This is a genomic window from Hallella mizrahii (genome assembly GCF_009695775.1).
Lineage (GTDB): Bacteria > Bacteroidota > Bacteroidia > Bacteroidales > Bacteroidaceae > Prevotella > Prevotella mizrahii.
Genome location: NZ_VUNG01000029.1, coordinates 20316 through 41860, shown reverse-complemented (window position 1 = coordinate 41860; position 21545 = coordinate 20316). Strand labels below are relative to the sequence as shown.

Annotated in this window: 20 protein-coding genes; 14 read left to right on the top strand and 6 right to left on the bottom strand. The window is 51.5% G+C overall.

The annotated features are described in order from the left end of the window. Positions 1–153: 153 nt before the first annotated feature. The 9 genes from FYJ73_RS10795 to FYJ73_RS10755 all read left to right on the top strand — a co-directional run bounded on the left by FYJ73_RS10795 (position 154) and on the right by FYJ73_RS10755 (position 9776). Entirely contained in the window at positions 154–2043 is a 1890-nt protein-coding gene (locus FYJ73_RS10795) for a phosphoethanolamine transferase family protein (protein ID WP_154534729.1), read from the top strand. After that, positions 2040–3146 (top strand): acyltransferase family protein, encoded by a 1107-nt coding sequence (locus tag FYJ73_RS10790; RefSeq protein ID WP_154534728.1) that lies wholly within the window; start codon positions 2040–2042, stop codon positions 3144–3146. Before FYJ73_RS10795 ends, FYJ73_RS10790 begins: the two co-directional genes overlap by 4 nt. 130 nt (positions 3147–3276) lie before the next feature. Beyond that, positions 3277–4242: an acyltransferase family protein gene (locus tag FYJ73_RS10785; protein ID WP_154534735.1), complete on the top strand. Its 966-nt coding sequence runs from the start codon at positions 3277–3279 to the stop codon at positions 4240–4242. A gap of 11 nt (positions 4243–4253) precedes the next feature. Beyond that, positions 4254–5153 carry a decaprenyl-phosphate phosphoribosyltransferase gene (locus tag FYJ73_RS10780; RefSeq protein ID WP_235899324.1) on the top strand — a complete coding sequence of 300 codons (900 nt, stop codon included), beginning with the start codon at positions 4254–4256 and terminating at the stop codon, positions 5151–5153. A 145-nt stretch (positions 5154–5298) separates the two neighbouring features. Beyond that, positions 5299–6102, top strand: coding sequence for an HAD family hydrolase (locus tag FYJ73_RS15955; RefSeq protein WP_235899323.1), 804 nt, complete (start codon positions 5299–5301; stop codon positions 6100–6102). Then, entirely contained in the window at positions 6074–6472 is a 399-nt protein-coding gene (locus FYJ73_RS10770; RefSeq protein WP_154534726.1) for a GtrA family protein, read from the top strand. The genes FYJ73_RS15955 and FYJ73_RS10770 overlap by 29 nt, the downstream gene beginning before the upstream one ends. Positions 6473–6477: 5 nt before the next feature. Then, positions 6478–7893, top strand: a complete 1416-nt coding sequence (locus FYJ73_RS10765; protein ID WP_154534725.1) for a DUF6080 domain-containing protein — start codon at positions 6478–6480, stop codon at positions 7891–7893. 147 nt (positions 7894–8040) lie between these two features. After that, positions 8041–8757 (top strand): IspD/TarI family cytidylyltransferase, encoded by a 717-nt coding sequence (locus FYJ73_RS10760; protein ID WP_154534724.1) that lies wholly within the window; start codon positions 8041–8043, stop codon positions 8755–8757. Next, positions 8745–9776, top strand: coding sequence for an NAD-dependent epimerase/dehydratase family protein (locus FYJ73_RS10755; RefSeq protein WP_154534723.1), 1032 nt, complete (start codon positions 8745–8747; stop codon positions 9774–9776). Before FYJ73_RS10760 ends, FYJ73_RS10755 begins: the two co-directional genes overlap by 13 nt. Before the next feature lie 476 nt (positions 9777–10252). Here FYJ73_RS10755 and FYJ73_RS10750 read toward each other — a convergent pair whose 3' ends face one another. After that, entirely contained in the window at positions 10253–11077 is an 825-nt protein-coding gene (locus FYJ73_RS10750) for a LicD family protein (protein WP_154534722.1), read from the bottom strand. Between the two features lie 237 nt (positions 11078–11314). On the opposite strand from FYJ73_RS10750, the gene FYJ73_RS10745 reads away from it, so the two are divergent. The 4 genes from FYJ73_RS10745 to FYJ73_RS10730 all read left to right on the top strand — a co-directional run bounded on the left by FYJ73_RS10745 (position 11315) and on the right by FYJ73_RS10730 (position 15153). Next, the gene (locus tag FYJ73_RS10745) at positions 11315–11917 is read left to right on the top strand and encodes a serine O-acetyltransferase (RefSeq protein WP_154534721.1); all 603 of its coding nucleotides are present in this window, start codon (positions 11315–11317) and stop codon (positions 11915–11917) included. A 33-nt stretch (positions 11918–11950) separates the two neighbouring features. Beyond that, on the top strand, positions 11951–12958 hold the full coding sequence (locus tag FYJ73_RS10740) for a hemolysin activation protein (protein WP_154534720.1): 1008 nt from the start codon (positions 11951–11953) through the stop codon (positions 12956–12958). Between the two features lie 95 nt (positions 12959–13053). Further along, positions 13054–14214 carry an ATP-binding protein gene (locus tag FYJ73_RS10735; RefSeq protein ID WP_154534719.1) on the top strand — a complete coding sequence of 387 codons (1161 nt, stop codon included), beginning with the start codon at positions 13054–13056 and terminating at the stop codon, positions 14212–14214. An 18-nt stretch (positions 14215–14232) separates the two neighbouring features. Continuing rightward, positions 14233–15153 carry a beta-1,6-N-acetylglucosaminyltransferase gene (locus tag FYJ73_RS10730; protein WP_154534718.1) on the top strand — a complete coding sequence of 307 codons (921 nt, stop codon included), beginning with the start codon at positions 14233–14235 and terminating at the stop codon, positions 15151–15153. 14 nt (positions 15154–15167) lie between these two features. Here FYJ73_RS10730 and FYJ73_RS10725 read toward each other — a convergent pair whose 3' ends face one another. After that, positions 15168–16187 (bottom strand): glycosyltransferase, encoded by a 1020-nt coding sequence (locus FYJ73_RS10725; protein WP_154534717.1) that lies wholly within the window; start codon positions 16185–16187, stop codon positions 15168–15170. A 109-nt stretch (positions 16188–16296) separates the two neighbouring features. Between FYJ73_RS10725 and FYJ73_RS10720 the strand changes: the two genes are divergently transcribed. Then, the gene (locus tag FYJ73_RS10720; protein WP_154534716.1) at positions 16297–17655 is read left to right on the top strand and encodes a DUF6080 domain-containing protein; all 1359 of its coding nucleotides are present in this window, start codon (positions 16297–16299) and stop codon (positions 17653–17655) included. 53 nt (positions 17656–17708) lie between these two features. On the opposite strand, the gene FYJ73_RS10715 is transcribed toward FYJ73_RS10720, so the two are convergent. The 4 genes from FYJ73_RS10715 to glf form a co-directional block, all read right to left on the bottom strand. Next, positions 17709–19148, bottom strand: a complete 1440-nt coding sequence (locus FYJ73_RS10715; RefSeq protein WP_154534715.1) for a lipopolysaccharide biosynthesis protein — start codon at positions 19146–19148, stop codon at positions 17709–17711. A 236-nt stretch (positions 19149–19384) separates the two neighbouring features. Beyond that, positions 19385–19885 carry a DUF3990 domain-containing protein gene (locus FYJ73_RS10705; protein ID WP_154534713.1) on the bottom strand — a complete coding sequence of 167 codons (501 nt, stop codon included), beginning with the start codon at positions 19883–19885 and terminating at the stop codon, positions 19385–19387. Beyond that, a complete protein-coding gene (locus FYJ73_RS10700; RefSeq protein ID WP_262279120.1) occupies positions 19882–20106 on the bottom strand; it encodes a DUF3791 domain-containing protein in 225 nt (74 codons plus the stop codon). Before FYJ73_RS10700 ends, FYJ73_RS10705 begins: the two co-directional genes overlap by 4 nt. A 35-nt stretch (positions 20107–20141) precedes the next feature. Beyond that, entirely contained in the window at positions 20142–21269 is a 1128-nt protein-coding gene (glf, locus tag FYJ73_RS10695) for a UDP-galactopyranose mutase (protein WP_154534711.1), read from the bottom strand. Positions 21270–21545 lie beyond the last annotated feature (276 nt).

The following is a 21545-nucleotide window of genomic DNA, read 5'->3' as shown; positions in this document are numbered from 1 at the left end:
ACTCATTTTTCCAGCTATCCATCATACATCTTTCATTATTCAAATAATTCATCTGTCCGCACCCAACATTCAACATTCAAAAATTGGTTATATGGCGGAAAATGCTTAATTTTGCAAGGTTAAAGTGATTCACAACTCATAGGTATCTATTATATGACCCGTTTACACCGCATAGCACAGTTTCTCTTGAAGCCTATTACACGCAATGGTGTATTTTTCTTCATGATGTACTCTCTTGGCATTGTCACCGCTCTGATAGCGCCATCGAGTGACCGTGTGGACTTCAACAGCGACCATTTTCTTTACGACAATCTCTTTCTCGAGTTGTTTCTCGACACCTATCTTGTCTGTGTGGTGCTTGCTCTTCTGCCGCACAAAGTACGTATATGGTTGCGCCGTCTGCTCTATGTATTTATCTACGCCACCACGATGGCCGATGTCTACTGCTATTGGAAGTTCGGCTCCACACTCAATCCTGCCATGCTCCTTTTGGTTGCAGAGACCGACAGCCGCGAGGCCGGTGAGTTTCTAAGTTCCTATCTCACTCCCGATGTACTCTTCTCACCGGTAGGCTGGATTGTGCTGCTCATCGTGATTCATGCCATCGTAGCCTTGCGACATCGTTGGTGCCGGTTGTTCACCGAGCGCCAGCATCTGCTCTTTGAAGCATGGAAAGACCGTACCCGTCAGCGTTGGCAGCACGTGCCCGTGACGCTGATCAGTGGTATCGCCGTAGTTGCTCTGCTCATCACCAGCGCCATCACCAGTTGGCACAACAAGGTGGAGATGACCCGAATGATGACAGCTCCGACCATCGGCACCATCGAGCACAAGCTCACCGCTGCCGACCACGCACAGTTCTACTTGCCCATCTACCGTCTGGCTTTCAGCATATACAGCAACCACCTTGCCTCGATGCAAGTAGAGAAGTGCATCGCCGCCGCCAAGAATGCCAAAGTTGACTCGTGCAGCTACACCTCACCAACCATCGTGCTCATCATTGGTGAGAGCTACAGCAAGGCGCACGATGCCCAATACGACTATTTTCTCAACACCACCCCTCGGCAGAAAAAGCTGGAGCGCACTGGACTTCTCACCAAGTTCACCGACGTGGTGAGCTGTTGGAACCTGACCAGCTTTGTCTTTAAGAATGTTTTCTCCACCCACGTCGTCGGAGAGAAAGGTGAGTGGTGCGACTATCCGCTCTTCCCCGAGCTCTTCCGCAAGGCCGGCTACCACGTCACCTTCCTGACCAACCAGTTCCTGCCACGTGCCAAGGAAGCCGTGTACGACTTCTCAGGCGGTTTCTTCCTCAACAATCCCACGCTGAGCGAGGCACAGTTCGACACACGCAACAGCCAGCTGTACCGCTACGACGCCGGACTGCTGAGCGACTACGACAGCAAGGTGAAGGACGGTCAGATCACCATCGACCGTGTGCGCCCCGGACATGAGACTCACCACAATCTCATCATCTTCCATCTCATCGGGCAGCACGTAAGCTATCGCCAGCGCTGCCCCGACAACCAGCGCGTGTTCACTCCCGACGACTACAAAGAGCACCGGCCTGAACTCGGACCGGGACGCCGGCAGATGATTGCCGACTACGACAACGCCGTCCACTACAACGACTCCATCGTCACAGCTATCGTCAAGCGTTTCTCCAAGCGCAACGCCATCGTCATCTACATGCCCGACCACGGCGAGGAATGCTACGAGCCAGACCGCAACATCGTATGCCGCAACCATAGTGCCGAAGTTGACTGGCCATTGGCGCACTATGAATTTGAGGTACCCTTCTGGATCTATTGCTCGCGCAGCTATGCCAGACTGCATCCCGCCGTCTTCCAAGCCATCAAGGCGGCTCGCCGCAAACCTTTCATGACCGACGCCCTGCCCCACATGTTGCTCTGGCTCGCCGGCATTTCCACCAAGGACTATCACGCACAATACAACCTGCTGTCGCCCGAGTATGATGCCTCGCGGCCGAGAATACTCAAGAACAAAGCAGACTACGACAAGTTACGACCAAAAGAAAAATGAACGCAGAATTATTAACCCGTACGGAATGCAACGTGATGCGCGGACTGGCTATTCTGGGCATCTTCCTGCATAACTACTGCCACTGGCTCAGTCCGGTAGTAAAGGAGAACGAATACCAATACTTCCAGCACAACGTCGACTGGCTGCTGCAAGTCTGCGCCCGTCCCGACGCCTTGCTGCCGATGCACCTCATCTCGTTTTTCGGACACTATGGCGTTCCGGTCTTCCTCTTCCTCAGTGCCTTCGGCCTGGAAAGAAAATACGGCAACACCAAGCCCGGTCCACGTCTGGAACCGAAGGTCAACACAGGAGGCTTCATCCGCTATCACTTCCTGAAACTGTTCAAGATGATGATTGTCGGATTTATCTGCTTCACCATCGTCGACGCCATCACGCCGGGCAGCTGGCACTACACCGTGGTGCAGATCCTCACGCAATTAGGTATGGTCAACAACTTCCTTGCCCATCCCGACGACAACATCTGGCCGGGTCCCTACTGGTTCTTCGGCTTGATGCTTCAACTCTATGTCGTCTACCGTCTGCTGCTCTACCGTCGTCATTGGGGCTGGACAGCAGGTCTGATGGCCGTGTGTCTGGGCTTACAGATGGCGATGGGACCCGAGAGCGAGACCATCAACTATTATCGCTACAATTTCATGGGCGGCATGCTGCCTTTTGGCCTGGGCCTTCTCTTCGCCCGCTACGGCGAGCGCATCATGCTGGTGCGCATGAATTTCGGCAGTGCGCTGATGAGTTGGGTCGTCTGCTCATTCTTCATCGTGTCGATGAGTGCCAACTACTACGCCTGGGCTTTCGTGCCGGCAATGGTGTGCTACGCCACTGTCTATTTTGTGAAGACACTTTCGCTGTTGCCTATCCAGCGTCTGCACGACATGTTGTGGTTTGTCTTCTCTTGGCTGGGTTCCATCTCTGCGGCCCTCTTCGTCATCCATCCCGTGCTGCGCAAGGTGTTTATCCCCATCTCGCGTCAAGGTGACAACTATACGGGACTGCTGCTCTACATCATCGCCTCTCTTGGAGTCGCCTGGCTGCTGAAAGAAGTGATGAAGAAGATTCCCAATCCCAAGGAAGTGAGGAATTAGGCTAAGGATACTTTCATCTCTCATCACTCAACTTTGAGCTAATTCCACCATAAAACTCTCAACATCCAACATTGTGAAACGTATACCTGATATAGAACTTTCCAACATCAGCCGCTTCCGTGGCGAGCTGATGGGAGCCGCCATGCTGTTTATCATGCTGTTCCATGTAGACCTTGCCCGTTCCGACGCCTTCTTTGGTCTTCGTCGCATGGGCAACATCGGTGTGGACATGTTTCTTTTCCTCAGCGGTATAGGCCTGTGGTTCTCATGGGCTAAGAATCCGTCTGTCAAGCGTTTCTATTTCCGGCGTTTCGTGCGCATCTATCCAGCCTGGCTCATCATCGCGGCACTGTTCTATCTGCCAAAGTTCCATGGCGGCTCAGCTTGGTCGTGGATCGACCTCTTCGGCGAGTTGGGCTTTAACTGGGAGTTTTGGCTGCGCGACGAGTTAAACTTCTGGTACATCCCCGCCATCATGATGCTCTATCTCTTTGCCCCGCCCTACATGGAGCTGATCCGCCGTCACCCCATCTATCGTTGGTTGCCCGTGGTGATGGTGATGTGGTGCATCCTTGTGCAATGGGTGACGCCAATCAACCACGCCGTGGGTCACCTTGAGATTTTCTGGAGCCGCGTGCCCATCTTCTTCATCGGCATCAACATGGGCGAGATGGTTCGGCGCAAGCAGACTGTCGACGGACAAGGCATATGGATGATCTTCCTGATGTTTGTCATGGCTCTTGCTTCCAGCGTCTTCCTGGAGCAGGAGAAACACGGACTGTTTCCGCTGTTTATCGAGCGCATGCTCTACATCCCACTCACCGTCACAGCCATCCTCATCCTCAACCGCGTCTTCCGCCGGTTGCCTGCCAAGGTGAACGGTTGCTTCCGTTTCGTGGGTGGACTGAGTTTGGAATGCTATCTCATCCATCAGCATTTTGTGCTGGCCTACATCCCCAAGACACTCTCCTATTGGCCGACCTTCCTGCTCTGTCTGGTCATCACCCTGCCCTTGGCATGGGTGCTGCAAAAGGTGACGCAAGTGATCCAGAATGTAGTAGAGAAACGCTTCCAAAGAACACCAACAGAAAAATAAAAGAAATACACATGCACTATACCAGCCTACTTAAGCTCATCCGTCCAGCTCAATGGATGAAAAACGCCTTCGTGTTCTGCCCCGTGATGTTTGGCGGAAAACTCTTCGAGGCCCAGCCCCTACTGTCGACACTGATCACCTTCATGGCATTCAGCTTCGTGGCATCGAGCATCTATTGCTACAACGACATCTGCGATCTTGCCGATGACATCCGCCATCCCGAGAAATGCCACCGCCCCATTGCCTCCGGCGCGGTCACCATAGCACAGGCCTACGGTCTGATGTTCCTGCTGTTCCTCATGTCGATAGGCTGTTGTGCCTTGCTCCTTACCGTGGGCAACGACATGGAAGGTGCTACCGTGAGCGTGGGCAGCGTCATCCTCTTCTACTGGCTGATGAACCTCGGCTACTGTGCCAAGCTGAAGCAGTATGCCGTCATCGACGTGTGCGTGGTGGCCTTCGGCTTTGTACTGCGCCTGTTTGCCGGTGGTTTTGCGACAGGCATCGTGCTGAGCAAATGGATCGTGCTGATGACCTTCCTGCTGACGCTGTTCATGAGTCTGGCCAAGCGCCGCGACGATGTGCTGCGCATGGAGCAGACAGGACAGCCTCCACGCAAGAACACCATCCACTACAACATGACGTTTATCAACCAGAGCATCACCATCACAGCCGCCGTGACCTTGGTATGCTACATCATGTACACCGTAAGTCCCGAGGTCATCGCCGCCTTCCACAACGACTATCTCTATCTCACCTCCATCTTCGTGCTGGTAGGTATCCTGCGCTATCTGCAGATAGCCGTAGTGGAAAAGAAGAGTGGCAATCCCACAAAGATCATCCTCCACGACCGCTTCATCCAGCTCGATGTCCTGGCTTGGTTTGTCGCATTCCTCGTGATCATCTATTAGAGTTGAGAGTTGAGAGTTGAGAGTTGAAAGTGGAAGAGTGGAGAGTTCTTCCTACCCACATCAATACCATAATACCATTCATAGCATCAACCACATGCCGCCATCAACCACATGCCGCCATCAACCACATGCGACAAACAATTATATGCCACCAACAATTAAATATCATCATCAACCACATACCATCATGCGAATCGTTCTCTTCGACTTTGACGGCACGCTGACTACGCGCGACACGCTGATAGCCTTCATCCGCTATGTCCATGGTACCCGCCGGACGCTGGCCGGATTTCTGCACTACCTGCCCCAACTGGTGATGATGAAACTCCACCTCTATCCCAACTGGAAGGCGAAGCAAAAGATCTTCACGCACTTCTTCGCCGGTATGTCATTGGACAACTTCAACAATTGCTGCCGTCGCTTTGCCGCTGACAATCATCATCTCCTGCGTCCCCAAGGCCTCGCTACCCTGCGCCAAGCCTTGGACGCAGGTGCACAGGTGATGGTGGTCAGCGCGAGCATCGACAACTGGGTAGCTCCGTTCTTCACCTCTCTCTTCCCCACTCATCCCACTCCCCTCTCCTTCCCCCATTCCACACCTCACACTACACTCTCCTCCCCCCATTCCACACCTCACTCTACACTCTACTCCCCCCCCTCCACAGCATCCTCCCACTCTTCCGGGCCGGACGGCAACTCTCAACTCTCAACTCTCAACTCTCAACTCTCCCGCCTCCTTGTTGTTGGCACCCGGATAGAAGTCATCGACGGCAAGGTCACCGGGCGCTTCCTCACTCCCAACTGCTATGGTCCCGAAAAGGTGCGCCGTGTGCAGGAAATGCTGAGCGAGCCGCGCGACCATTACCGTATCACCGCCTACGGCGACAGCCGCGGCGACAAAGAAATGTTGCAATATGCCAATGAAAGACATTACAAGCCATTTAGATAAAGACAAGCACGAGAAGCTGGGCGAGGTGCTGCGCTTCGGCCTTGTCGGCGGCGTGGCCACACTCATACAGTATGGTGTGTATCTGCTCCTGCTCCAATGGACGAGTGCGGGCGTTGCCAACACCGTGGGCTACGCGGTAAGCTTCTGTTTCAACTTCTACGCCAGCACCCATTTCACTTTTCATGTCAAGGCCAACGTGAAGCATGGAGCCGGCTTCGCGCTGAGCCACGTGGTCAACTATTTGCTGCAGATGGCCATGCTCGCGCTGTTCATCTGGTTGGGCGTGCCGAAGCGGTGGGCACCCATCCCGATGTTCTGCGTCTGCGTGCCTGTCAACTTCCTGCTGGTACGCTTCTTCCTTAAACGATAGTTGCCATGTCCGTGAACAAGAAAGAAACCGTCTGCCGGGCACTGGCCCTGGTCTATGTCACCTTGCTCAACGCGCTGGTCATCGCCCGTTACTGGCATCAGCTGAGCCATCTCAACGACAACTACCGCAAACTGGTGCTGGGCACCTTCCATATCTCAGGCTTCGATCCGCTGAGCTACATTGTCATCGACCACTGGACCACCGCCTACAACATCTACCGCCACCCGCTGCTGGCTTTCTTCATGTGGTTGCCCTCGCAGCTCAATGCCGCTGTGGAATGGCTCACCGGGCGCAATGCCGCACCGCTTATCATGGGTTGCATACTCGTAGCCTGCGCCTACTACACCTATATATATATGGTACGTCTGCTCCACCGTGTAGTAGGCATCGGCGAAGGCGACGCCTGGCTGCTGACCACCTTCCTGTTTTCTTTCGCCTACGTGATGGTGACCGTCAGCGTTCCCGACCACTTCTGTCTGTCGATGTTCATGCTCACGCTGGTACTCTATCTCTCCGGCATGAAGATGAAGGCGGGAAAGACCATGCCTCGCTGGCAGACCGTCCTGCTATTCTTTCTCACTGCCGGCATCTCGCTCAACAACGGCATCAAGGTGTTCCTGGCCAACCTCTTCGTCAGTGGCAAGCGATTCTGGCGTCCTGCCAACCTGCTGCTGACCGTTGTCCTGCCTGCTGCTCTCATCTGGGGCTTTGCCCGATGGGAATGGCAGACCTTTGAGCGACCTAACTTCATTGCGCGTCAGGAAGCCAAGGCGAAGAAGCACGACAAACTCATTGCCAAGACCTATCAGCAGGTTGCTGACACCATGCACACCACCGACACGGCTCTCATCCGCCGCACAGCCCTTGCCATCGTAGCCCGACAAGACTCTGTCAAGGCAGCCAAGAGCAGCCGACTCGCCATCCACGCCCACGAGGGCAAGCCCATCGCCAACGGTGAGTTCTCACAATGGACAGACATCAGCACGCCACGCGGATGGAGTCTGATAGAAAACATTCTGGGCGAGCCCATCCAACTGCACAACGACCATCTGCTCGAAGACGTGCTGCGCAACCGCCCCGTCATCGTGCACTATCGCTTTGCCTTCAACTACATCGTGGAAGCCCTCATCTTCCTGCTCTTTCTTCTCGGTGTGTGGGCAGGCCGCCGCAGCCGCTTTCTCTGGCTCGCCCTCTCGTTTCTTGGCTTCGACCTGCTCATCCATGTGGTGCTGGGCTTCGGTCTCAACGAGGCTTACATCATGAGCGCGCATTGGCTCATCGTCGTACCCGTCGCCGTGGCGTACCTGTTCCGACATATCGACCCGAAGTATCTGCCCTCGCTGCGCATCCTCGTTGCGCTACTGATGTGCTATCTGCTTGTATATAACGGAATGTTGTACAGTGGTTACTTAATGAGTTGACCGATTCATACTTTCACTCAACAGGAACAAACTTCCTCAAGGCAAAGTTACGAAAGAACAATCTAAAACAGGTATCCTTGCACCCGGATGCTTGCAGATGTCAGATATTTGTATTATCTTTGCCGTAAAGAAAACAGACGCCACTATATGAACTATGCACTCATCATCGCCGGCGGATCCGGCAACCGCATGGGACAGGACATCCCCAAGCAGTTTATGCACGTAGACAACTGCCCGATCATCATCCACACGATGAAGGCGTTTCAACAGCATCCCGACATCCACGGCATCGCCGTGGTGTGTCTCGCAGGGTGGGAAACGGTGTTGCAGTCCTACGCCAACCAGTTCAATATCACTAAGCTGAAATGGATCTTCCCCGGCGGACAGAACGGACAGGAGTCGATACACAACGGCATCTATGGTCTCCGCGAGGCTGGATGCAAGGACGACGACCTGGTGCTGGTGCACGACGCCGTGCGTCCGCTGCTCTCACAAGACATCATTTCGAGCAACATCGCCATCTGCCAGAAATACGGCTACGCCATCACGGGCATCAAATGCCGCGAGGCCATCCTCGAAAGCGACGACGGTTTCACCACCTCCACGAGCATTCCACGCGACAAACTCATCCGCACGCAGACACCACAGACCTTCCGTCTGGGCAACCTCATCCAAGCCCATGAGGAAGCAAAAGCCAAAGGCATTACCAACTCGGTGGCTTCGTGCACGCTGATGGCAGAACTCGGCGGGCGCGAGATGCACATCGTGCCGGGATCGGAAAAGAACATCAAGATCACGACTGTTGAGGACTTGGAGATCCTCAAAGCACTGATGAAGGTACAACCGGAGACATGGCTGAAATGACACCTTACCAAGAAGACATCAGGCAACTCTACGCCCGAGGCCTCAACCTCGACGCGCTGCAAGGACACTCCCTGCTCGTGGCGGGTGCCACAGGATTGGTCGGTGCCTGTGTGGTAGACATCGTGATGGCGGATCCTCACCGCAATCTGCAGGTCTTCGCTGCCGGCCGCAACCGCCGAAGGGCCGAAGAGCGCTTTGCCGCCTACGCCGATGACCCTCGCTTCTCATTCGTGGAGATGGACGTCACACAGCCTGTCATGGACGAAAAACCATACGACTATATCATCGACGCGGCCAGCAACGCCAGCCCAAACTTCTTCAAGCAGCAGCCCGTAGAGGTTATCAAAGCCAATATCGACGGCGTGGCTCATCTGCTGGACTATGGACGCCAGCACGGTCTGCGCAAGATGGTCTATGTCTCATCGGGCGAGATCTATGGCCAGGGCGACGGTCACGCCTTCACCGAGACAAGCAGCGGCTATGTCGACTGCGCCACACCGCGTGCCTGCTATCCCTCGTCGAAGCGCGCTGCCGAAACGCTCTGCATCGCCTACGCCACTGAGTATGCCACACCCGTGACGATCGCCCGCCTATGCCACACCTACGGTCCGGGATTTACCGAGTCGGACAACCGCGTCTTCGCACAGTTTTTCCGCAACGTGCTCCGCGGTGAGGACATCGTGCTGAAAAGCCGCGGCGAGCAATACCGCAGCTGGCTCTATGTCGTAGACAGTGCCCATGCCCTCCTCCACTTGCTACTTCACGGCGAGAGCGCACAAGCCTACAACGTGGCGGATGCAACTGGCAACATCACCATCCGACAGCTCGCTGAGCAGGTGGCCGCGTGGGCCAAGCGCAAAGTGGTCTTCGACATACCCGCCACAGCCGACCAAGGCAACACCACGCCCGTGACACGCGCTACCTTCGACACATCAAAGATAGAGCACACGGGATGGAAGCCACTCTTCGACATCTCTACGGGACTGAGCCACTCGCTGGAGACGCTGAAAAGCCAATAAAAGCAGGAAGGATTATCAGAGTCAGCGGACAAGCATGAACTAATTTGTTCGGTTTTGTGACATTTTACCGCCTCTGAGAATGCGTTCTTTGCCAGCAAACAGTACTTTGGTGGCGATTTCGCGAATTTTGCTCAATGTTACCAACTCTCTGAGCAACAACCATTTAAGAGAAAAACGATTTTTTACTCATTATAAAAACGGTGGTTTGACCAAAAATTCTCTAGAGAATTTTTGGTCAAACCACCGTTTTCATCACCTCAGAAAGGCTTTTTCATCGAGTAAAATAACCTTTTTGAGGACGACAACATCGGTTTTTGATCGTTTCATCTCGCTTTTTTGGATGAAACAACTCTCTTTTATCTCTTTTTGCCCTCGCTTTTCTCTCTAGAATGAAAGCTTAGGCAGACAGACTTTTGTCGGCTTTTCTTATCAGCAAAAGGAGTATTTTCCCAATCTTATCTATTCTTTTTCGCCGGTTACTTCTCGGCCTCATGAACCTTCAAATCGGGGATGATGAGGATCGCATGGAAGTGGCGCTTCTCCACGGGCGGGATGGTCATATAATCCTTGTAGATGTTCTTGAGATACTGATCGGGGTCGTTTGGTGCCGGGAAGTCGGTGTCCTCGAAGCGTATCTTGCCCAAGGGAAACACGGTGGAGCGGTCGTGGGTGATGCCATAGCCGTTCATCGACGGGATGTCAGCGTAGCGTGTCGACTTGCAGCAAAGCATAAGCACACGCCAAAGAGCAGTATAGAGCAACTTCTTGCCACCAAACCAAAAAAACTCAGCCACGGCACGCAGCGAGTAGCGATGGGAGTGGTTGAGGATCGCCATGCTCTTCGTGATGCCGATGCTCAGCCGTTTGATCCATGCTTTCGGCGCATTGGGATGTCGGTCAAAGGGGAAGATGTCAACATAGATACCCTTCTCATAGTCGTCGATGAAGTTGTCGACCTTCTCGATGTAGAGCGAGTTGAGATCCCGCACCTTCACGTTTTGTGCTCTCACTTGCGGGTTGGTCTCCCTCGACTGTATCATCAGGTGATGCGGCAAATAAGCCTGTCCCTCCTTGACAAAGCGGCGGAGATCCTTCACGTCCATGGCAATGTCGATGTCGTCGTCCCATGGGATGAAGCCACCATGGCGCACGGCACCCAACAGCGTGCCGCCGTCGAGCCAATAGCTGATGCCCATTTTCTTGCAGGCCTTGTCGATGTCTTTGAGAATCTCCAGCTGCTTCAACTGGCAGGCCCGCAGGTTGGGTTGGTTATACTTATAGAGTTGCTCTTTGTAGTCCATGTCTTCCTTTTTGTATGCAAAGATACTGCAAACGAGGGGAAAGCCCAAATAAAATGGAATGAAATGGAATTTTATTTGGATTTCCCGAGTGCAGCGTATCTTATTTAAAGATACTGCAAACGAGGGGAAAGCCCAAATAAAATGGAATGAAAATAAATCGGAGAAAAAGCAAAGGATATTAAAAAAGAAAATGTATCTTTGCAATACGTTCTCATTACTACAGACAAAAGAAGAAACATGGCCACAACCGACAAGATACATTCCAAAGCAATGCTCAAAGAGTTTCTGAGGGCTGACTCAAAAAACTATCAGAAGCAGCTCCATCTGCTCAGCCGATGGAAAGAGCGCATCGCCACCAACCCCATGTCAGACCAGCACTGCATCTGGCAGTATATCGTGGCACTTCGTCATCTGGAATACTACAAGAATGCGCCACAAAAAGGCTGGTATCTCATCGGCCATGTCTATTGGGCCTGGAGATTGCGCCGGCTGAGCTACAAAACCGGCTTTCAGATTCCCCCTAACACCTGTGGCAAGGGTTTGACGATATGGCACTGGGGATCCATTGTCATTAACCCGAAAACGCATATCGGCGAGAACTGCACGCTCTATCCGGGAGTGCTCATCGGCCACAAGACGCCTGAGGAAGGCAAAAGCGCCACGATCGGCAACAACGTCTTTATCGCGGCCGGTACCAAAATCATCGGCGACGTGACCATCGGCGACAACGTGACCATCGGCGTAAACACGGTCATCGTCAAAGACGTGCCCAGTAATGTCGTCATCGCCGGCAACCCTTACAAGATCATCCGACGGCTGGAAGGCGGGAACAACAGATAACCGGACTGTCCACTCTATAACTATCATTCCTCTATGCAAACGTTTAAAACAGACGTGGCGGTGCTGATGCTCTTCTTCAACCGCCCCGATAAATTCCAACAAGTGTTTGAGCAGGTGCGCCAGGCACGCCCCAGCCATCTCTTTCTCTACCAGGATGGCCCACGAGGCGAGCGCGACATGCCGGGCATCTTGGCCTGCCGCAAGATAGCTGAAAACATCGACTGGGAGTGCGACGTGCAGCGCCACTACTGCGAGAAAAACCAAGGCTGCGACCCTTCGGGATACCTCTCGCAGCGATGGGCGTTCTCAATGGCCGACAAGTGTATTGTGATTGAAGACGACGTTGTCCCCTCACAGTCGTTCTTCCCTTTCTGCAAAGAGATGCTTGACCGTTATGAACACGATGAGAGAATTACGATGATTGCAGGCTTTAACACCGACGAAGTGTCAGAAGATGTCTCGGCCGATTACTTCTTCACTTCCGTATTCTCTATCTGGGGATGGGCTTCGTGGCGGCGTGTCGTGGAACAATGGGACAGCAGTTATTCTTTTTTGGATGACCGGGAGACAGTACAACGATTGCGAGATCTCATTCGGCAACGAAATTATAGAAAGAGCTTGTTGCCTATGTTTTTTACACATAAAAAAACAGGAAAGCCGTATTTCGAGAGTATCTTTGCTGCCAGCATGATGCTCAACAACGGACTCGCCATCATGCCGAAGCACAATCTCATCAACAACATCGGCCTCACCGCCGACTCCACGCACTATTCCGCCAGCGAGAAAACGACACCACGCGGACTGCGCAAGATCTTCACCATGAAACGCTTTGAGCTCCAATTCCCACTGAAACATCCGCGATATGTCATCGACAACGTGGCTTATAAAGAGCGGTTCTACCGCCGCAGTGCCTGGGGACACCCTTGGATAAAAGTGGGACGCTCGCTGGAAGAGCTCTTCCTCAACCTGCGCTATGGCAACTTCCGCGTCATCGGCAAAGCCATTACCAACCGATTGCAGAAGGCCATAGGGCGACGGTAGACATCGCCAGCCCGAAGCGGAAAACCATGTCGCTTTTGCTTGTTTATATCAAAGAATTGTCTTATATTTGCAGGTAGTTACCATTCCACAAAGCTATGACAAAATATCCCATAGGCATTCAGACCTTCTCAAATATCAGAGAAGAGCAGTACATGTATGTTGACAAGACACAATATGTGTATGAACTTGCCAACACCAAGAAGTACGTCTTTCTCTCGCGTCCACGCCGCTTTGGAAAGTCACTGCTCGCAAGCACGTTTCACGCTTATTTCAGTGGTCGGAAAGAACTGTTCAAAGGACTGGCTGCCGAGCACATGGAAAAAGAATGGAAGAAATACCCGGTACTGCACTTCAGCCTTTCAACGGCCAAGAGAGGTACTGTGGAGGACTTGGATAGCGTCATCGCTATGCAGCTAAAATGGGCAGAACAGCAATATGGAATAGGAAACGACAGCCGCGATGTCACCGCACGTTTATCCTCCTTGGTCATGCGACTCTACGAAAAGTTGCATCAGCCGGTCGTCATCCTCATCGACGAATACGACGCGCCACTACTCACTGTCCTGCACGACAAAGAGCGGTTGGGGGCTATTCGCACTGAGTTGCAGTCGTTCTATTCTCCTTTGAAAGACCTCGATCCCTACCTCCGCTTCGTGTTTATCACTGGCATCAGCAAACTTTCAATGCTAACGACATTTGGACCGCTTAACAACTTCTTCGATATTTCTATGCTGCAAAAATACGCTACTCTTTGTGGCTTCACACGGCAAGAGTTAAAATCAAATTTTCAAGAAGGCATCAATAGTTTAGCCGAAAGATTAAAGACTACGAAGGACGACATCCTTCACAAGTTAGATATATTCTATGGTGGCTATCGCTTTGCAGCCTATTCGACAAAAGTCTATAATCCTTTCTATTTACTCTCTGCTATGAACAAGCAGCAGGTTAACAATAACTTTTTAGCTGCATGCGCCCCTGACCTCCTTGGTAAAATGAAAGAGGAAATCCATACCGATCCCATTAAAATTGACGATAGTAATATTTTCGCACAGGATATCATGGCCACCATCGACAATACATGCTCTATTGTACCGCAGCTTTATCAAAGCGGTTATATTACTATAAAAGACTACGATCAACGTTCACAATGTTATACATTGGGGATTCCCAACGAACAGGTGAAGGTGGGCATCAACTTCTCCACTAAGGAGAGGACGATCACGGAATGGAAAACGGAATCAAATAATAAGCAATAAACAAACGATTATCACAATATGGTAAAACTCGCATTTCTCATCTCTGCGCATAAAGATCCTATTCACTTGAAGCGGCTGATCGACAGCCTGCCGGAAAGCTCAGAGTTCTTTATTCACATCGACGCCAAAAGCGACATAAGGCTGTTCACCGAAGCCATTGACCAGCCCAACGCCCACTTCATCGAGCACCGCGTCAACGTCTGTTGGGGAAGTATCAACGAAGTGGAGTATCAAATGGAACTGATACGCGCAGCACTCGCCGCCGGCTCCTTCGACTACCTCATTACGCTCAGCGGCATGGACTATCCCGTATGGAGCAACAGCAGGATCTTGGAGTTCTTCGACAAGGCCAATGGCAAGATCTTCCTGCAAGGCATCTCCATGCTCCACCAAGGTAAGCTATCGCAACAATACGCTAAGCTGCGCTTCTTCACCGATAAGCCGTGGGCCAACGGCACGCTGCTCAGCAAAGCACGCAACGGACTGCGCGAGGCTGTGTCGGCACTCGGCGTGCGCAAAACACTGACCATACACTGCCCCGACAAGGAATATACGCTCTACAAAGGAGCTGCCTGGTGGGCCATCACACCCGATCTGGCTCTCGACGTGCTCAACCAGTGGGACAACAATGAGCATCTCGTGGGATACTTCAAGACGAGTTTCTGCCCAGCGGAAACCTTCGTGCAGACCGTAGCCTTCAACTCACCGAAATACGCCGACCGCTGTATGCTGGCTCAGGGACGCTACAAGAGTCTGACAGCATTGACGCCTCTGACCTTCATCGACTACAGCACCAACATCAAAATCCTCGATGAGTTTGACTTCGACCGCATCACCAAGTCGGGAAAGATGTTTTGCCGAAAAGTCGTCACCGGTGAGAGCGACCTGCTCATGACGCTGATCGACGACGCAAGAAAAGAGACGGGGACGGAAGCGTAAACCGCCAACAACGGTCAGTCGTTCAGCCGGGCCTTGAGCATCTCGCCATTGCGAAGCCTGCTGCCCATCTCACGGCAATGGGCTATGTAGTCGCGGTGCTCTGCCTCAGTGACGGCGGCAATGCGCTCAGGCAACTCTTCCAGACTGTCGACAACAAGGCCCAGCCGGTTCTGCTTCACCCAGTCGGCCACTGCGGACTGACTCCACACGATAACGGGCAGTCCGGCAGCAATATACAAGGAGAGCTTGTGAGGAAGGTTATAGCGCAGGTAGTCACCGAGCACACCACTGCACGTGGTGATGCTGTCGCCGTCCCATACGAGTCCCCATCCACCATGGATGGTGCCGGTGTGGTCACCCTGGAACACACCATAATATTTAATATGTGGATAGGACGAAAAATCAATGTCGCTCTTCAAGCCATAGAGATTGAACGTCAAACCGCTGAAAGGATGACGGCACAAGGCGGGAAGGAACTCCGACTTCCGGAGATTTCCTGCAAAGACAACCTCGTTGTGTCTGGCAACAATGTCGTCGACGGGCAAGAAATCATCCTCGGAATAGTAGTCGAAGATATGAAGCAACACGATAGGAGTCTTCACGCCGTGGTCGATCAACCACTGTCGCATCGGCTCGGTATGGGCGATGATGAGGTCGGCAGAGTTGAAGATACCAATGTCCTGACTGGGATCCCGGTGATAGCGCAGCGACTGTACATCGTGAACGATGAGGACGATGCGGTTGCGGAAAAGTTGAAGCAGACGGGCCACAATGGGGAAACCGTTGCGAGCCGATGTGGGATACTGATAATAAAACTCGTTGTGACCGCCCCGCCGTGCCAGCATCTTCACGTGGAGCCACAGTCCTTGCAAGTTAGGAAGCAATGGTAACTTATAGTTCTTGCAGACGAGATCTTCTACAGGAAAGCCCAAGCGCTCGAATGTCTTATTGTTGTCTTGGCGTGCCTTTCCCAAAGCCACCTTGTTGGCCATGGTGCCTAAATAAAGCGTATAGTTGACGATAATCTTACTCATCGTGTGTGACGGTTAATTCTTGGATATATGTTTAATGCGTACAAAAATACGACATTATTTCGATTTACGTCGCCTTTGGAACGAAAAGTTTTTGTAATTTTGCACCTTTATGAAGAATCCCTTTAATATCTTTGCCCTGCGCAATAAACCCGAGCGATGGCTCGCACTGGTTTCCGCGCTGGTCTTTGGCGCACTCAACGCCTTGCTCGTCTATGCCCATTGGGACAGGTTCACCATGGCCCGCCACGGCCACGTGGGAGCTTGGTGGCTGTACAACAACCAGCTGCACTTCTCCGGCTACGATCCCTACGCCTACATGATGCTGACGCAGTACACCGCTTACTACGAGATCAACCGCCATCCGATCTACACGTTCTTCTTTTGGCCACTATATCAGCTCAACCACTGGATCATGGTGACCTTTGACTTCAACGCCGCTCCTATTATAATAGGTGTGCTGATCACGGTTCTCTCCTCCTACACCGCCCTGTTTACCTACCGCACACTCAAAGAGGTGATGAGCTTGGGGGTAAAGGACAGCATGTGGCTCACAGCCATGTTTTTCTCCTTTGCCTCGGTACTCACAGCAGCCATGTCGCCCGACCACTTCATCGTGTCGGCGTTTCTGCTCACGCTCACGCTCTATGTCTTCGGCAAATGTCTGCGCGACAACAAGCCCGTCGAATGGTGGAAAGGAGCCGTTCTCTATCTGCTCACAGCTGGCGTGACGCTCACCAACGGTGTGAAGACGCTGCTCGGCGGACTCTTCGTCGACGGGAAGAAGACATTTCAATGGAAGAATATCTTACTCGCTTTCTGTTTGCCTACGCTGCTGCTCGTGGCCGGGGCCACCGCACAATACTACGAGCTGGCAGTTCCGCGCGCGCAAAAGTCGGCCATCATCGTGGCAAAGACAAGAGCAAAAGACCCTACTCTGGCGAAAAAAGATTCCATCAACAAGATTCTAAACAAGAAGATTTCAGGTGAACAACTCAGTAATAAGCCTTTCCTAAAATACATCAGTATGTCGGCACTCCGGACCAACGGCATCGTAGAGGGGCTTTTCGGTGAGTCCATACAGTTGCACCGCGACTATCTCCTCGGCGACATCTACCTCGGTCGACCTGCTGTGGTACACTACCGTTCATGGTTTAACTATGTGGTCAATGCGCTGGTCGCCATTCTTTTCTTCGCCGGCATCGTAGTGGGACGCAAGCGCCGCATCATACAAATGTTGTTGTCGTGGTGGGCAGTGGATCTGCTGATACACATTGTACTGGGCTTCGGCTGCAACGAAGTGTACATCAACGGCGCCCACTGGATGTTCTTCATTCCCGTGGCAATCGCTTGCCTCTATACTGATCTCAAAGGCAAATGGCTACAAACGGTTAAGAACATGACCATGCTGCTCACGGTTTATCTCTTAGCCTACAACGGTACGCTGATAGTAGAATATCTCTTGCACTAAGCACAACAGGCGCTGACGGCACACTACCCGTCAGCGCTTTTTCTTAAATCCCGTCAACGCTTTTTCTTAAATATAAAGTTGACACACTCCTGTAAGATCTTCACACGCGCCACACGCATGACGGCGTAGTAGAGCAATACGGCGATGATGATACGGGAGAACAGCAGAAGCCACAGATTGCTGATGGCACTTGTGAGAAGATGAGTGGCCACCATCACGCCTAAAGCTGCCAGCGCAAAGGGCATGGTGTCCTTGAGAAACTGCCACAAGGAATAGCCCACCATACGGTTGACAAAGAAATGCCAGACAAACAGCCACACGATGTTGACCAAGACATAAGCGATGACCATCGTGCGAATGCCATAAGGATAGAGCAACAACATCAAACCGATCTCCACAACTCCCAGTGAAGCTGTAATCCAAAAATAAAGTCCTGAGCGCCCTTCACTGATGACAAGACTGGAAAGCAACGACACCAACGGGATGGTGGCTCCACTGATGACAAGCAGCTGAAGCAGTTCGGCTGAGGGCAACCACTTGGCTGTGATGGCCAAAACGATGAACTCGCGAGCCACAAGACCGAAGCCCAGCAACAACGGAAAAGCGATGAACGAGGTGAAACGCATCAGCTTGCGCAAGGCCTGTAACTGACGTCCCTGGTTGCTACGAAGGTCTACAAGCACTGGCTGAGCCACTTGGTTGACCATGCCCTGCACAAGATTGAAGCACTTCGAGTCCCATTGATAGGCTTGGTTATAGTTGCCAGTATCGTGAGCGGAAAAGTAGTGACCAAGAAGAATGTTCAACACATTATTATTAATCTGTGTGGCGATGGTCGTTGCAAGTATCTTGCATGAGAACTTAAACATGCGCATGGCCGGGCGGTAATCGATATGCAGCGTAGGATGCCAGGCCGAGTAGTGCCATGCCATGATGGAACTCACACCCACAAAGACCAGACTCTGTGTGGCCAAAGCCCAATAGCCGAAGCCAAGAAAAGCCAGCACAGCTCCCACAACGCTCGACGACACCACGGCGATGATGCCACTCTTGGTCTGAAGCTTGGCCTGAAAGTTCTTAAAGAGATAAGCATAGGGAGCTGTGGCAAATGAACCAAACACAAAGCTCAGAAACACGTAGCGCGACAATGGCACCAAGGCAGGAGTGTGATAGAAGTCGGCGATAAGCGGTGCACAGAAGAAAAGAATGACATACATCGTCGTGCTCGCCGTCACATTGAACCAAAACACGGAGTTATAGTCCTCGTCGGTAGGATGGTCGAGATTGGTCAAGGCAGCACCAAATCCACTGTTCTGTATGGCATTGGCGATTTGAGAAAAGATTGTGATCATCGCTATCATACCATAGTCCGACGGCGACAGCAGACGGCCAAGTATGATACCAAACACCAAACCCACCACCTGCTGCACAAAATTGTTCATGCCGCCCCAAAAGAGTCCTTTAGCTGTTTTCTCCTTTAATGTCTCTGCCATAGAATGCTGTTTTTACGATGAAGCAATCAATAAATCATGCTTCCATCTCTTTGCAAAAATCCTCAAAGATATATTGATCACTCATCAGCTGGAGACCTGTCTCAGGATTATTAAGTAGCTCGAAGGTATGGGATCTGTAAAACAAATCCATTGCCTTCTCCACAGGAATACCAAGTTGATCTTTTATTAATATTATTATTCTGGCAATCTTACGCCATAACACTTGATCACGCATCTTACTCTATTTTAAATGCATCCGTAAATTTAAGATACTGTTCTACAATATTCTGAGAGTTAATACACATTTGGTGTGTCGGCTTCGCGAAACGCAAAAGTCCAAGAGCTTGCTCTATAGTAATACGACCAGCGAAATAATCTTCTACCGTATCGATTACTTGGTCATTTGCGACACCTCCTTCTATCACATCAAATCCTTTCCATGGCTGTTGACCTTTCCTGCTTGCCACAATAAAGTCAAGCCATTGTTCATCATAAGCATTTAAGACCAGATGTCGAGGAGCGTTAGCTTTGGTTTTAAGCCAAGTCTCGATGTCGAATTCGTAAGCACTGACATAGGCGCTATTAGCATTTCTGATAGTTCTTACTCTGCGGGCCCATTTCTCTGCTTGGTCCTTTAGCTTGGTCACGTAAAAGCCGGGGCCGAAATCCAATGACCTTCGACCAACATAGACAAGTGGTTCTTGCACCACTACGTATGACCCATGGTATAATCTCATGATTCTCTGCTCTTTAATGCTTCTGTAATATTCCAAACTACACCCTCTATACTTTCAGCGTGCAAAGTGTCATAGCAGTCGAATAACAGTTCTTTTACCAAGTTATACTTCTTAAGTCTAAGATAGATGTCCGAAGGAGCCGTATGCATTGCTTTTGCTGTGGCTCCTATTGCTAACACCGCGAAATGAACTTTGTCGTAATTATTATTAGCTTCCAACATCATCGTTACTTTTACTTTCTACTTCTGTAGCCCGTTTACTCGCCAAACATCTTCATCACCTTCTCGATGACCGGCGCCATGTCGTAATACTTATATTCGGCCAGTCGACCACCGAAGATAACATTCTCTTCCTGCGCGGCCAATTGGCGGTAAGATTCGGCAAGCCGATTGTTCTTCTCGTCGTTGACAGGATAATAGGGCTCCATGCCGGGTTTCCACTCAATGCTGTACTCACGGCTGATGACCGTCTTGGGGTTGTCGTAGACAGCCTGACCGAAACTCTCGAAGTGCTTGTGCTCGATGATACGGGTGTAGGGCACGCTGGCTTCGGTGTAGTTCACCACCGCATTGCCCTGGTGATTGGCTTCATTGAGAACCTCCGTCTCGAAGCGCACCGTACGGAAATCCAGATGACCAAGCTTATAATCGTAGAAACGATCAAGCTCACCGGTGAATACAATCTTAGACGCCACTCCTTCCCAATGAGCACGATCGTCGAAGAAGTCGACGTTGGTTTTGGTCTCAACCCCTTCCAAGAGTGAGCTGATAAGCTGATTGTAGCCACCGATAGGAATTCCCTGATAGGTATCATTGAAATAGTTGTTGTCAAAGACAAGCCGTACGGGCAGACGCTTGATGATAAACGCCGGCAGATCGGTGCACTTCCGCCCCCACTGCTTCTCGGTATAGCCTTTGATGAGCCGCTCATAGATGTCGCGTCCGATCAGTGTCAACGCCTGCTCCTCGAGGTTGCGTGGCTCGCTGACGCCGTCTGCCTGCATCTTCGCCACCGCCTCTTGACGCTGGCTCTCGATCTTGGCCTGCGCCTCGGCGGGTGTCGTCACGCCCCACATCTGATAAAACGTGTTCATGTTGAACGGCAAATTGTAGAGTTTGCCCTGATAGTTGGCCACAGGTGAGTTGGTGTAGCGGTTAAACTCCACCAAGGAATTGACAAACTGCCACACTCGCTTGTTCGAGGTATGGAAGATATGGGCACCGTATTGATGCACGTTGATGCCTTCAATGTTTTCACAATAGACGTTGCCGCCAAGCTGAGGACGCTTGTCTATGACCAGACAACGCTTGCCCTGCTGATGAGCAAAATATGCGAATGTGGCACCAAAAAGGCCGGAGCCAACTATGAGATAATCGTAGGACATGATAAGAAGAAGATTAGAGTGTTAGTGATAAGTCACCTTGAACATAGACCTTAATGCGTTTGCCATGACATGGTTACGCATTGCGTTATTATCTATTGGCAAAGTTTGCATTGTTCTCTACATATTATATAAGGTATACTATTAACGTTACTGCAAAGGTAATCGTTTCTTCCTTATCTGCCAAAATTTTCCTTTAGATAATCAAAGTAAAGACAAGCAAGAAAAGATATATACTCGTTAATAATCAATAAACATGTTAATAATCAATAAACAAAG